This window comes from Prevotella ihumii (genome assembly GCF_900155655.1).
Taxonomy (GTDB): domain Bacteria; phylum Bacteroidota; class Bacteroidia; order Bacteroidales; family Bacteroidaceae; genus Prevotella; species Prevotella ihumii.
Genome location: NZ_LT706987.1, coordinates 1,771,836 through 1,785,471, shown reverse-complemented (window position 1 = coordinate 1,785,471; position 13,636 = coordinate 1,771,836). Strand labels below are relative to the sequence as shown.

Sequence of the window (13,636 nt, the reverse complement as noted above, 5' to 3'; positions counted from 1 at the left end):
GATGAGCATACTTATGTTGTCGCCACTCCGCAGGATATGGCGTACAGGAATCATTTCGACTACTTCACCATTGTCGCTGACCACATAGGGCTCTTGATAAGCATGATTGGTATCGTAGCCAAGCACTTTCAGAAGCGCCGTATGCCATTCATGGGTGCGACGAATGGCATCCTTAACACGAGGATGAGCATTGATGATGAAGTTCTTATAGTCTTCATATTGGGCACGTAGGGCTGTGAAAGGCTTATTCAGTTCTTTCATTTCGTCGGCAGTACGACCGGCACATTTCTGCACCTTATTTACAAAGTCCTCGGTGAAATAGCCCGAAGGGAAGTAGTCGCCTACGTTTTGTATAAATCGGTATGTTATATTGTCTGCCATAGGTCTTATAGATTATGGAATACGGCCAGAAGGCGCATATAGGGTTCAGCATTATCGAGTGAGAAGAGGTCCTGATAGAACTGACTGGATTGGTCAGTAATCTTCTGTACTTCTTCTTGCTCTTTTTTGTATATATTGTTACGAGTGATGGTGATGTCTGTATCATCGGCAAAAAGCGTATTAGCCGTATCAGCCCAGACTTGTAGCTTATGCTTGTAAGCTTTCAGCTGTTTTTCCATTTCGGCACTTACTTTTGCTTGCGCATCATACATGTATTTCACCAAGCCTTCATCTATCGCATTTTGGAGGTTGGCCTGCAAAATCTGAATATCCGCTTCAGAAGCACCTTGCATGAATTTGCTGGTGATGGGGTACTTCTGGGTGAAATCGTAGAACGACACAGGGCGTTCACGTAGGGCTCCATCTTTAGCTAATGGTACCACAAAGAACTTGCTCACAAGGTTTTGTCCCAGGCCATTGCCATGACTGCCATAGAACAAGTAGTAACTCATACCTTGGGGTAATTCAGGATTACGCACGGCCATGGCTTGCGACTTGGGCAATGAGGCTGTAAACTTGGTGAGCAGGTAGCTAATGATGGGATGAATATCGTATAGCGGTAGGAACTTGCTCCATTCGCTATTCGTGCTCTTTCTTGATTCAGCAATAGAGCGGTTCAACCATGCTTTGTCCATAGCGAGACGGAAAATGTTATCAGCGGGGAAGGCTTCACGGGGAATGTCATACAACACGTCACGAAGTTCCTCGTTGTTCTTCACTTCTACGTAGGGTACGGTAGCCTCTTCCACCATAGTTACATCGCCACGATGAATACTACCCGTAGCTTCCAATTCGGCGAAGAGGTCGCGATAATAACTCATGTCATCAGCATAGAGTGAGAAGCGTTTCTCGAAGATTTTATCATTCAAGCGTTCTACGGCAGGTGTAGATACCACTGCGTCCGCACGTTTGAATCCTCCTCGCTGACGACGGCGAGAAGCGGTTTGTTCCACAACTTCTGTATCACCGGTCATGAGGGCATCACCGATGGCCTTTTCTTCGTCTTGAGCCTTGTAGAGCTCCATCACACTCATAGCATCGCCAAGGGTGTCATGTACTTCTTGTTCTTTATGAAGCAACTTGTCAATGATGGTGAAGTCGGATCGAAGCCCCGCATCATTGGTCTGGTTCACCAAGTAGTAGATAATAGGACGTTGCTTCTGGCCATAACGGTCGATACGGCCATTACGTTGCTCCAAAGTAATCAGACTCCAAGGTATATCATAATTGAACATGATGTGGCAATAGTAGTGCAGGTTGACACCTTGAGAACCACTATCACTGGAGATAAAGACACGTATCTTACTGTCCTCCTTGGCAAAGTTGCCTACCATTTCTTCCTGTTCGGTATCCGAGAGTGAACCGTCAAAGCGTACTACTTGATCTTTGTTAAGCTTAAACTCACGCATGATACGATCCTCCAGATACTTCATGGTAGCTATACGCTCCGTGAAGATGACAATACGTTCTTTGGGATTTTTGTTCCAAAGACCAGTCAATTCTTTCTTGAAAGCATCATAGCGGCTGTCTTCGCAGTTTTCTACTAAATTGCGTACTTGCTTGGTGAGTTCTGCCAAATCTTCGCTATCGTCTTTTTTGCAACGCTCTTCAAGTGTACCTAAGGCAGCAATAGGGGATGACATAAAGCTCTTGAATACAGTCAATGCGAAGAGCGCATCATTTTTGCACTCATCTTTTAGCGATCGGAACTTGGTATGCTCCTTGCTTAATATTTGCTCTTCTTCATCAGTCAACGCAACCTCAATCTTACGAATTTCGCGTTCTTGGAATTGACTGCGGATGTGTGCATCGGCTATATCATGCTTGAAACGACGGACATAGTAAGGCAAAATGTCTTCTTTGGTATATTCGCCATTACGGGGAATGGAAATGGGCTCAAGCATTCGCATCAAGTTGGCAAATGACGCTGCACTGCCGTTATGAGGAGTGGCAGAGGTGAGAATCATCGAGTCGCATTTCTGGGCTAAGAACTGTGCCAGATCGCCACGAAGGCTGCTGTCATTAGCTACCTTATGACATTCGTCAATTACAATAATATCCCAATGCGTCTTTTCGAGCCAAGCACGGAAACGACCGTTATTTTTCAACGTATCAATAGAGATGATGGTCTTGTCGTAGTAGTCGAATGGATTCTTGTTTAGCGGAATTTCGTTTTGAATTTTCGCCACACCAAGGCTGTCCAGACGAACCAAAGGTATGGCAAAGCGATTCCAAATTTCTTCCTGGAACTGAGCCAGTATGCTCTTCAACGCACACACTAATATGCGCTTGCCACGGCCACGGCGAATCATTTCTGCCAGGAAGATGCCCACCTCAATGGTTTTACCCAAACCTACACCATCGGCAATCAACAGACGGGGACGAGGCAATTCGAAGGCCTTTAGGGTAGGTGTCATCTGATATTCGGCTACATCAAAAGCGCCACCTTGGGCAACGGTTATTTTTTGAGAGAAATAAGCGTTGCTACGTAAGGCGGTTTCGATAAGCAGGCGCGTCTTACGCCAGCGAGGGTCTGCGTCACTGACCAAATGTGCATTCATTGGGCTGACAACCTCAATGTTGTTGTCAAGGTCGGTGTCGAAGATGAAGCTATGGTTGCGCACCAATTCGCTTACCCCCATGACATAAAGCAAATGTCCACCGTTATAGTTACGATCGACATTTGTTATCAGAAAGTCCTCACCACGCACCGTGATGCGTTGTCCCGGAGAATAATTTGTCATATTTCTACTACTTCATTTAATGCGTACTACGTATTACCGGATGTAAAATCCGAATCCTTCAACGTGGGTCTTCCGCTCACTAAAAGTTTGCGTATATCCACCTCTAAAAGGTGTGCAATTTTTTTCAGCGTGATAAGATCTGGCTGATTTGTATTCGTACACCACTTTGAGATAGTAGCGTACGCTCTGCCTAAATTCTCGCCAACCATTTGTTAGTTCGCTGTTTCTCTGCCAACCATTTATTAGTTCACAGTTTCTCGGCCACCATTTGTTAGTTCGCTGTTTCTCGGCCAACCATTTGTTAGTTCACAGTTTCTCGGCCACCACAACTTTTATTCTATTGACACGTTGTTCCATCGTATCATGATTATTTTTCCTTGCAAATATACCCAATTTGTATGTAAATCGTGCATAAATTGCTCGAAAAAAGAGATGGCTTTAACCCAAATCGGTCGTCAGACCAGTCCGACTTGTCAGACCAGTCCGACCAGTCTGACGACCGATTTGGGTTAAAGCCATCACTTTTGTTTCATCTTATTAGCCAAGTAACAAATTTGCTACTGCTGCAGGATTGAGTGCCCATTCGTAAGTGTAACTCTCATCAGCTTCGTCAGTTGATTCGACGGAGGCGAGACCTTGAGCTGATGCTTTAAGGGAGAGGAGTTCGCCGACAGAGAGCTTGTTCTCAAGTCGTTGGAGTAATGCCTCTACAGCAGTGCTATTGCAACCCTTCAGCGTCTGATAGGTGAATGGCATTTCGAGCCATACAATCTCTCGCTTCTCTATATCAAGAATGCCGAAGACCAATCCCTTGGCAAGGTTGCTCTCGTTGATGCGAACCATATGCTGAACGCATGACGGGTCGTAGGCAACTCCATCTTTCTCGGAAATCTTCATCGGATGGGTAGAATCCATCCAGCCGACAACAAGATTTGGAGATAATTCTCCCCATGAGTAAGCGTTGCAGGTGAAAGTCACATAGCTGGCTCCTGCCTGAATCAGTTCAGGTATGGACAACTCGATGTACTCGGCAGTACCCACCATCTCAGGAATAGAACGGATATCACCTGAGTGTTTTGCTCCAACAGCCTTCAAATGGTAGTAAGCGCATTCGTCTACCTTACCGTCCCCAAGGGCAATGCGACAGCTCAAATCCATATCGAGGTGCTGGGCGTGCAAGCCTTTGCCCCATTGGAGGAACAAACGGACAGCATCACCTTCAACAGCGAAACGGGTTCCCATCAACGCACAAGAGGTGTCCTGAATGGTCGTTGCTCTATCGCCAACACTGACAGGTATATGGTAAAACATGGGGTCGATGTAGATAGTTTTGCTCGCTGTCTTCACAGCCGCATAACGTCTCTTCATAGATGCTTTGTACAACTCGTTTACAGCCGCAGCCATCTCCTTGCGGTAGTCCTCGCTATAGAGATTGAGAAGTTTGTTGGCGGGGATCTCCTTCGTGCCTCCGGTAATAGGACGAGCTATACGTGTCTGCTTGATGTCGAAATAGAAATCGGCTGCATTGCCTAAAGAGAGTAACAGACGTGCTGGCAGCTTGTCTGCAACCTCGTCGAAGGCTGCCAATGTTTTATCCTTTCCGAAACGAAGCATAGTGGCAAACAGGCAGCGGGCAAACATGCCGGGTCGTTGTTTGAGCATACCGATCACGGCATCTGCCTCATTGTTGATACGTGCTTCGTCCACCTGACCTTGCCATGTGGTGTAATTCTGATGATAGAATACATCAAGCAGTTTTGCGAGGCGTTCAAAACCAGGTTTACGAGCGTATTCGCCAAGACGAAGCGCACGAATCATGCGTACCCACATACTGCGTTTAGGATTCATATTCTCTGCTGCATGCTCTGCCGACAGCTTCACGCCATTCAGCCATTCAGCTACAATACGACACATCTGGCGGTTGTACTTCAGCTGTAGCTTCTTCTTCATTTCTGTAGATGCTTCAACACCACGGTCGAGTGGTCCCCACATGTGGAAGTAGAGTTTGCGAGCATGCGCTACAAGCGTTTTAGGCTCGATAATCTGCACGTTGCCCGTCTTCTCAAACCACAGATAGCGAAGAATATCTGTAGGAGTCGTCATCAATGCACCTGCCTCTATAGCTTTGCCTCCATCAATAAGCGACTTCACTACAAGCATGGCAGTTTCTTTCATGCCAATCTGAATATTCTCAGGAATGGGATAGATGGTTAACAGTTTTTGCAAGGAGTCCTTTTGGGTGCCGTCGAGCGGTGTAGCCGATGAAAGAAGTGACTCGAACACATTTTTCATCTCCTTATCGGTAAACAGACGGAGTTCTTTCAGTTTGCTACCTTGTCCTTTGAATACATAGTTGGCAGTTTTGAAGGGTTTGCCGCAGAAGGGACAGCCATTGTATCGCTCCAATGGAAAGATTCCTTCTGGAATGAAACAGCCGCATGCGAGCTTCTCGCCCTTTATACCAGCTTTCTCGCCACCAAGGAGGTTAGCAAACAGCGTAACGAGATGATCGATATGTGATTCTCCGGTAGGCACATTCCATCCCTTTACAAGTGGTGCCCAGTTAAGGCTTACACCCATAATATCGTTAATGGTGTCTGTAATGTCAGACAAGTCATTTGCCGAAACTGCGCAAAGAGCATGTAATAATTCTTCGCTTACGGAGAAGCCATTTTCTTTCAGTCTTGCAACAAAAGCAATGACTGGTGCTGAAACCTCTGAGGTCATGTTGATGTCCTCACGATTGATTCCAAGGTACAAAGCTCTATATCTGAGAGCTACTGCATTGAGAATTAGTTTATTCATCGTTTTTAATTTTAAAGGTAATGGAGTGGCAAGACAATTTATCAAACTGTTGCTCTGGTGAGCTAAGAAGTATGCCACTCTTTGACCTGTTAATACTGATCAATGGCTGGTTCTATAAATTACCACCGCATATCGTCATTACATTTTTATGACATACGTTTTGTTATCTTTTGGCTTCTTTTTTGTTCAAAATGTAAGTTCGTTCAGTCGTGTAGCTCGCTACACTCCTTCACGCTCTTGCATTTTGACCTCAAAAATAAGCTCAAAATCTAACAAAGCTAATTTATAGAACCAGCCATAATAGGCAATTACGAAACAAGAGAATTACGATCCATCATGAAGTATGTCTCGTTTGGCCTATATTTATTTTTGTAAGGTAATTGACTGGCGGCGGCAGGGTCGCGAAAATTCTGCCTCATAGGGGGGAGCGATGGAGTATGTCAGTCTTAGACCTATACAATTGTACCGCGAGCAGGATTCGAACCTGCGACCCTTACACTCATTGTGAAGTATGTGAGCGTTAGTCCTAATGGAAATTCCATCACATTCTAATGCTCTACCAACTGAGCTATCGCGGCTTTCTTTCAAAATCGTGATGCAAAGGTAGATACAAACTACGCAATCTTTTTGCGTAACTGCAAAAAACTTCGGAAAAATTATGAAAAATATGTGATTATCTACAACTACGCAAATAGATTGCGTAAATATTTGGTATCTTTGCATCATAAAAGAAACAACAACTCGGATTATCAAACAAAAGAGCCATGCCAGCAAATAAAAATGCGCTTATCCGCTATAAGACTATAGACAACTGTCTTCGCAACAAATATCGCCGTTGGACACTTGAAGACCTCGTTGACGCCTGCTCCGATGCGCTCTATGACCTGGAGGGTATCAGCAAAGGGGTCAGCTTGCGTACCGTGCAAGGTGATATTCAGATGATGCGCTCAGACAAGTTAGGCTATAACGCGCCCATTGAAGTCTATGAGCATAAGTACTACCGATATGCAGAACCCGACTTTTCGATTACCGACATGCCCCTGTCCCAGAACGATTATGAGGTGATGCAAGAGGCTGTTGAGATGCTTCGCCAACTGCAGGACTTCGATCAATTCTCTGAGGTGAGTGATGTGGTGAGCCGTTTGCAGGATAACTTGTCGGTCACAAAGAATCATCGCAAGCCGATCATTCACTTCGACAATGTGCCTGATTTGAAAGGTTTAAAGTTACTCAATCCTTTGTACAACTACATCTCTCACAAGCAGACGCTCAGGATTATGTACCAGTCGTTCTCCGCACGCCAACCTCATGAGTTCATTTTCTGTCCCTATCTGCTGAAGGAGTTCCGCAACCGGTGGTTCCTTTTTGGAAGCAAGCAGAACAATCTGCTGCTCTACAATCTGGCTTTAGACAGAATTGTCAGCATCGAGCCTGTCGACATACCCTTCCGCGAGAATCCTGACTTTGATTCAGATCACTTCTTCGATGATGTAATCGGGGTAAGTAAAAACATCAAAGATACACCACGACGGATAAAATTCTGGGCAAATCGAGAACAATCGCAGTATATCAAGACAAAGCCCCTTCACCCTTCGCAGAAATTGCTCAGTAAGAATGCTGAAGACGGCAGCTGCATCTTCCAGATTGAGGTTGTCATCAACTTTGAGATGTATTCTGTATTCATGAGCTATGGCCCGGGTATCAAGGTAATCTATCCACGTCAGGCAGTCTGCTACATAAAGGATAAACTCAGAGAGGCAGCCAATCTATATGATACTTATATTGGCGAAGCAAAAGAAGATGATAGTACCACATGATAAAGGGGAAGTCTACTCACTATGAGCGGACTTCCCCTTCATCGATTATGGCTGGTTCTATAAATTAGCTTTGTCATTAACCACCCAAGAAGTTTTCACATAAGAAACCTGTTTTACTTGGGTAAAGCGGATGTATACTGGGTAAAGTCCGCTTTTGTTTCTAAATCTAACTGTAGCTTTTAAAATTGCCATACTTTTGAAATTAGTGAATATCTATATTCTTTATAGTTCTCGATTTTACAGTACATTTTTTATTGTAAACCACCCTCCAGAAAATTGTAAACTATCTGTAAACCAGAGGCATTATGGACTGCTTTTATTACATGCAAAACGTGTTGAAAAGAATAAAGGCAAGCACTTTATTTTTAAGTGCTTGCCTCGTATTTCACTAATTTTCAGCATTCAAAGTTTATTCTTCCACTGCTGCCTGTGCAGCTGCCAAACGTGCGATAGGCACACGGAATGGTGAACAGCTGACGTAATTGAGACCTACACGATGGCAGAACTTCACAGAATGTGGTTCGCCGCCGTGCTCGCCACAGATACCGCACTTGAGGTTCTTGCGAGTATTGCGTCCCTTTTCAACAGCGATCTTTATCAACTGACCTACACCGTCTTGGTCTAATACTTGGAATGGATCGACGTCGAGGATTTTCTTTTCCAAGTAGCTTGGCAAGAAGCTTGCGATGTCGTCACGGCTATAACCAAAGGTCATCTGTGTAAGGTCGTTTGTACCGAAGCTGAAGTATTCTGCCTTGTTAGCAATCAAGTCGGCTGTGAGGGCTGCACGTGGAATTTCAATCATTGTACCCACCTTGAAGTCTACCTCTACGCCTTCTTTCTTGAAGAGTTTTGCGGCAGTTTTGCGGATAATAGCTTCCTGTGCGTCCAACTCGTTTACGATACCTACGAGTGGTATCATAATTTCTGGCATTGGGTTGAAACCTTCCTTCTTCAACTGAACTGCTGCACCGAGGATAGCCTTGGTTTGCATAGCTGTAATTTCAGGGAAAGTGTTACCAAGACGGCAACCACGGAGACCCAACATTGGGTTGTGTTCTGACAATGAGTTGACACGCTGCTTGATAAACTTAACGCTTACGCCCATTTCCTTAGCCATTATTTCCTGACCTTCCAAGTCGTGTGGTACGAATTCGTGCAAAGGTGGGTCGAGCAAGCGAATGTTGACAGGTGTTCCGTCCATACACTTCAAGATGCCGTAGAAGTCTTGCTTCTGGTATGGCAACAACTTGTCGAGTGCCGTCTCACGACCTTCAACGGTGTCAGCAAGAATCATCTCGCGCATGGCCTTAATCTTCTCGTTTTCGAAGAACATATGTTCTGTACGGCAAAGACCGATACCCACAGCACCGAATGAACGTGCTATTTCTGCATCGCGAGGGGTGTCAGCATTGGTGCGAACTACGAGTTTAGAGTACTTTTCGCAGAGAGCCATTAACTTAGCAAAGTCGCCTGTTACCTCAGCTGGCTTAGTCTTAACCTCACCATAGTAAACCTCACCAGTAGAACCATTGATAGAAAGGTAGTCGCCTTCGTGGAGTACTACACCGTCAATCTCAACAGTCTTCTTCTTATAGTCAATCATAATAGCACCTGCACCACTAACGCAGCACTTACCCATACCACGTGCCACAACGGCAGCGTGCGAGGTCATACCGCCACGAGCTGTCAAGATACCTTCGGCAGCTGACATACCTGCAAGGTCTTCAGGTGAAGTCTCGATACGTACCATTACGACATTGCGACCATCTTCGCGCCACTTTGCAGCATCGTCAGCAAAGAATACAATCTGGCCACAAGCTGCACCTGGAGATGCTGGCAAACCACGTGTCAATACACGAGCCTCTGCCAATGCTTCCTTATCGAATACAGGGTGGAGCAATTCGTCCAACTTGCCTGGTTCACAACGTTTCAATGCTGTCTTTTCATCTATTTCGCCTTCAGCGAGCAAGTCCATAGCAATCTTAACCATTGCTGTGCCTGTACGCTTACCATTGCGGGTCTGCAAGAACCAAAGTTTGCCATCTTGAACGGTGAACTCCATATCCTGCATATCGTGATAATGCTTTTCAAGTTTGTCTTGTATTTCGTTCAATTGAGCGAAAATTTCAGGCATAGTTTCCTCCATTGAAGGATATTTTGCTGCACGCTTCTCTTCAGAAACGCCCTGTTGCTTAGCCCAACGCTTTGAACCTTCGAGTGTAATCTGTTGTGGAGTGCGGATACCAGCTACCACGTCTTCACCTTGTGCGTTTACGAGGTACTCGCCATTGAAGATGTTTTCGCCATTACCAGCATCACGAGAGAAACATACACCTGTTGCAGAGGTGTCGCCCATATTTCCGAACACCATTGCTTGAACCGTAACAGCTGTACCCCATTCTTGTGGAATGCCCTCCATCTTGCGGTAAAGGATAGCACGCTCGTTCATCCAAGAGGTAAATACAGCGCAGATAGCACCCCAAAGCTGTTCCATTGGGTCGGTAGGGAAGTCCTTACCTGTTTGTTCTTTGATAGCTTGTTTGAACAAGGTTACGAGCTTCTTCAAGTCGTCAACAGTCATTTCGTTGTCCAACTTTACGCCTCTTTCAGCCTTAACCTTCTGAATAATAGCTTCGAATGGGTCGATGTCTTCCTTGTTTACAGGCTTCAGACCCAATACAACATCGCCATACATCTGTACAAAGCGGCGGTAGCTGTCGTATGCGAAACGCTCGTTGCCCGTCTTCTTTGCAAGACCTTCAACAACGGTGTCATTCAAACCAAGGTTAAGGATTGTATCCATCATACCGGGCATTGACGCACGAGCTCCCGAACGCACACTCACCAACAATGGGTTGGTTGGGTCGCCAAACTTGCAATTCATCAATTTCTCAACGTGCTCAACGCTTTTCTTAACTTCAGCAGTCAATAAATCGACAACCTTTTCTTTTCCCTTCTCAAAATATTCGTTACAAACGTCTGTTGTAATTGTAAAACCAGGAGGAACCGGTACGCCGATGAGGTTCATTTCTGCGAGGTTAGCACCCTTGCCACCTAAGAGATTTCTCATATCAGCTTTACCCTCGGCTTTACCGTTTCCGAAGGTATAAACTCTTTTCTCAGTCATAAAAATTATTATAAAATATTGTTATCTAAATTCGTTTGTGCAAATATAACTCTTTTATAATGATATTGCAAGCTTTTACCCTACAAATTGTTAACCACACATTACATTTTCTTGTTTTTACAGACATTTTTCACTAAAAACTTCATAAATAGTCAAATATTTATCGCACAAATATTTTAAAACGTGCAATTTTAGTGACGCCTTTTCTTGGGTGTTATTTATAACGGATATAAATAATAAGAGACGATGCTGCTTGATACGCCCCTACGTTACCCCCACAAGCATTTTTGTCAAAAATTCTGCCAAAATATTCAGAATAGCTTAAAATGAGCGATTTATGAGTGTTTCACCTCAATGGAGGTAATGATTTGGTAACTACTCAGTACCCCTATAGAAATAGGTATGCTGCCTTTACCCTTGCAAATTAGCAAGGGCGAGCAGTACGTCAAATTTGGAATTGCCGTTTTTCTTGGCGGTGTCAGTCACCGAATGCAGTTTCATGTAGATGTCAGCACCAGCGTCTGTTCTGAAGCAACCACTTACTTTCTGCTTGACTTTTATGTTCCTTACGCCTCTCTCACTGGCATTGTTGTCATATGGAACTCGCTTATCGGTGAGGAAGGTGAAGATGTAGTCATGGCATTTGTAGAGTCCTTTTTTCAAGGCGTTGAAGTCCTTGTGTAAGTGATTGGTGCTTTCTTCAAGCAGTCTGTCGAGCCTTTCGTAGAAACCAGGGAATGGGGAAGATAAAATTCAGCAAAGAGTTTGAAGCTATTCTTTAAAAATCTTGATATAATACTTTTTGGGTGTGTATAGGTTTAAGACGTATCTCCTTCCTGTCTTAATCCATTTGGCAGGTACGTTGATGAAGTGTAATATGAACTTCTTCAAACGACTGCTTTTCTTTAGAGGTTCTATTTGTTGAGACAATTTATCAATGAGAAAGAGGTAGAAGTTCTTCGGCATTGCTGTAACGAGCATAAAGACGGTGTTCTGCTCAAGAAAGGAGAAAGGCAGGTGTGCCCAACCTGGAAAGTAACCGTAATCGCCTTTATAAGAATATGTTGCATCGTATTTGTGTGCAGGAATAAACTGGTGGTCAAAGTCCAAATCAACGCTGCTTCCTTCGTGTATTAAGCCAAGATGCTTAACCATCGTCNATCTTGAAATTGTTGTCTCTCCAACAGGAATGATTCGAGAAATTTTTGTGCGCCCCAAACCCTCTTGGGTATAAAGACGAATTACTTCATCGTAATACTTGTTACGTTTCTCACAATTGTACTTCCACATAATTGTTGATTTTGCGAGTCAACTTTTTCTAGGGAAAGACATTTAAGTCTATTTTTACTAGCACAGATAGCCACCAAAAAGTTTTACCGGACAGCAATATTTTTATTTATTGTTGTCCGCTAAAACTTCAAAGCTCGGGTACGCGCGTATGCATGTGTATGCAAGCTTCCAAGAATAAAAATTTGGGATGATTCCTACTCGAGGAGTCAGCCCTTTTTGGTAATTTTGCTGCGACAAAACAAAAATCATTACCAAATCATAGGCAAATTTACATAAAAATCTCGATTTATAAGCCAGTGTAGATAAAAACTGGAAAGAAATCTCCCCACACAGTTCCTTCGAGATTGAAAAATGTCAAGACCACTACCTTCTTTCGCCTATTATCGTGCTCTTACGTCACATTTTTGTATCTTTGGGGTGATAAATTCATGTCTAACCCAAAATATTGAGGCTTATGAGAACGGTATCTGGTCTTGACGTGCACAAAGATAGTGTTTATCTTTGTATTTTGAGTAGCACAGGGGAAATTTACGAGAAGAAATTTGGTGTTTTAACTACAGAACCTTATTTCCGCAAATAATTTCCTTGTTTGTTTCAAAACTTGCTTGCGTCTCATTTAACCCTACGAGAAAGGTCGATTTGTCATTTTTTGCTCAACTTACTACGAATAGGTTGGTTATTGGACACAAGCTCCCTTACCCATAGGGAATGGGGAAGATAAAATTCAGTAAAGAGTTTGAAGCTATTCTTTAAAAATCTTGATATAATACTTTTTGGGTGTGTATAGGTTTAAGACGTATCTCCTTCCTGTCTTAATCCATTTGGCAGGTACGTTGATGAAGTGTAATATGAACTTCTTCAAACGACTGCTTTTCTTTAGAGGTTCTATTTGTTGAGACAATTTATCAATGAGAAAGAGGTAGAAGTTCTTCGGCATTGCTGTAACGAGCATAAAGACGGTGTTCTGCTCAAGAAAGGAGAAAGGCAGGTGTGCCCAACCTGGAAAGTAACCGTAATCGCCTTTATAAGAATATGTTGCATCGTATTTGTGTGCAGGAATAAACTGGTGGTCAAAGTCCAAATCAACGCTGCTTCCTTCGTGTATTAAGCCAAGATGCTTAACCATCGTCAGAAGAAGTTCTTTTTCAAAGTGCGATTTCTCGCCACGAGCATGTACAAATTTCGCTTTGCTCATTTGCATGCTTCGTCTGGCTTAACGAAATCGTTGGTTTAATTTCTCAGCCTTATTGAACTTATAGGCGTGCTTGGATTTATCACAAGTGTAAACCACATTTGCTTCCTTAAGTTCTTTTAAACCACGACCAACGGTGTCTGCCCCAGGAAGTGTACATTTGGGAGATAATGAAAACTGAGCAACGAGCGTGTTAATATCTTCTAAGCAATCAGCA

General features: G+C 43.8%; 7 protein-coding genes, 1 tRNA gene and 3 pseudogenes. 2 read left to right on the top strand and 9 right to left on the bottom strand.

Annotation, left to right across the window (positions count from 1 at the left end; translation table 11 throughout):
- Nucleotides 1-386: 386 nt before the first annotated feature.
- Together CZ367_RS08100 and CZ367_RS08095 are read right to left on the bottom strand one after the other, a co-directional pair.
- Entirely contained in the window at nt 387-3,185 is a 2,799-nt protein-coding gene (locus CZ367_RS08100; protein ID WP_077196435.1) for a helicase-related protein, read from the bottom strand.
- A 26-nt stretch (nt 3,186-3,211) separates the two neighbouring features.
- Nucleotides 3,212-3,420, bottom strand: a pseudogene (locus tag CZ367_RS08095) (helix-turn-helix domain-containing protein).
- Between the two features lie 181 nt (nt 3,421-3,601).
- On the opposite strand from CZ367_RS08095, the gene CZ367_RS15420 reads away from it, so the two are divergent.
- Nucleotides 3,602-3,760 (top strand): hypothetical protein, encoded by a 159-nt coding sequence (locus CZ367_RS15420; RefSeq protein ID WP_154669303.1) that lies wholly within the window; start codon nt 3,602-3,604, stop codon nt 3,758-3,760.
- Here the strand turns inward: CZ367_RS15420 and CZ367_RS08090 are convergent.
- Both CZ367_RS08090 and CZ367_RS15415 read right to left on the bottom strand, forming a co-directional pair.
- On the bottom strand, nt 3,723-5,990 hold the full coding sequence (locus tag CZ367_RS08090) for a TerD family protein (RefSeq protein ID WP_077196434.1): 2,268 nt from the start codon (nt 5,988-5,990) through the stop codon (nt 3,723-3,725). The two genes, CZ367_RS15420 and CZ367_RS08090, sit on opposite strands and share 38 nt — an antisense overlap.
- Before the next feature lie 463 nt (nt 5,991-6,453).
- Nucleotides 6,454-6,568, bottom strand: a tRNA-OTHER gene (locus CZ367_RS15415).
- Nucleotides 6,569-6,754: 186 nt separating this feature from the next.
- Between CZ367_RS15415 and CZ367_RS08085 the strand changes: the two genes are divergently transcribed.
- Nucleotides 6,755-7,807, top strand: coding sequence for a helix-turn-helix transcriptional regulator (locus tag CZ367_RS08085; RefSeq protein ID WP_077196433.1), 1,053 nt, complete (start codon nt 6,755-6,757; stop codon nt 7,805-7,807).
- 57 nt (nt 7,808-7,864) lie between these two features.
- Here CZ367_RS08085 and CZ367_RS16445 read toward each other — a convergent pair whose 3' ends face one another.
- The 5 genes and pseudogenes from CZ367_RS16445 to CZ367_RS14520 all read right to left on the bottom strand — a co-directional run.
- On the bottom strand, nt 7,865-7,999 hold the full coding sequence (locus CZ367_RS16445) for a hypothetical protein (RefSeq protein WP_262500727.1): 135 nt from the start codon (nt 7,997-7,999) through the stop codon (nt 7,865-7,867).
- Between the two features lie 217 nt (nt 8,000-8,216).
- Nucleotides 8,217-10,937 (bottom strand): pyruvate, phosphate dikinase, encoded by a 2,721-nt coding sequence (gene ppdK / locus CZ367_RS08080; protein ID WP_077196432.1) that lies wholly within the window; start codon nt 10,935-10,937, stop codon nt 8,217-8,219.
- Between the two features lie 411 nt (nt 10,938-11,348).
- A complete protein-coding gene (locus CZ367_RS08075; RefSeq protein WP_262500744.1) occupies nt 11,349-11,645 on the bottom strand; it encodes an IS66 family transposase in 297 nt (98 codons plus the stop codon).
- Nucleotides 11,646-11,708: 63 nt separating this feature from the next.
- Nucleotides 11,709-11,966, bottom strand: a pseudogene (locus CZ367_RS16750) (IS1380 family transposase); the annotation flags it as partial.
- 1,003 nt (nt 11,967-12,969) lie between these two features.
- Nucleotides 12,970-13,636 (bottom strand): annotated as a pseudogene (locus CZ367_RS14520) (hypothetical protein); the annotation flags it as partial.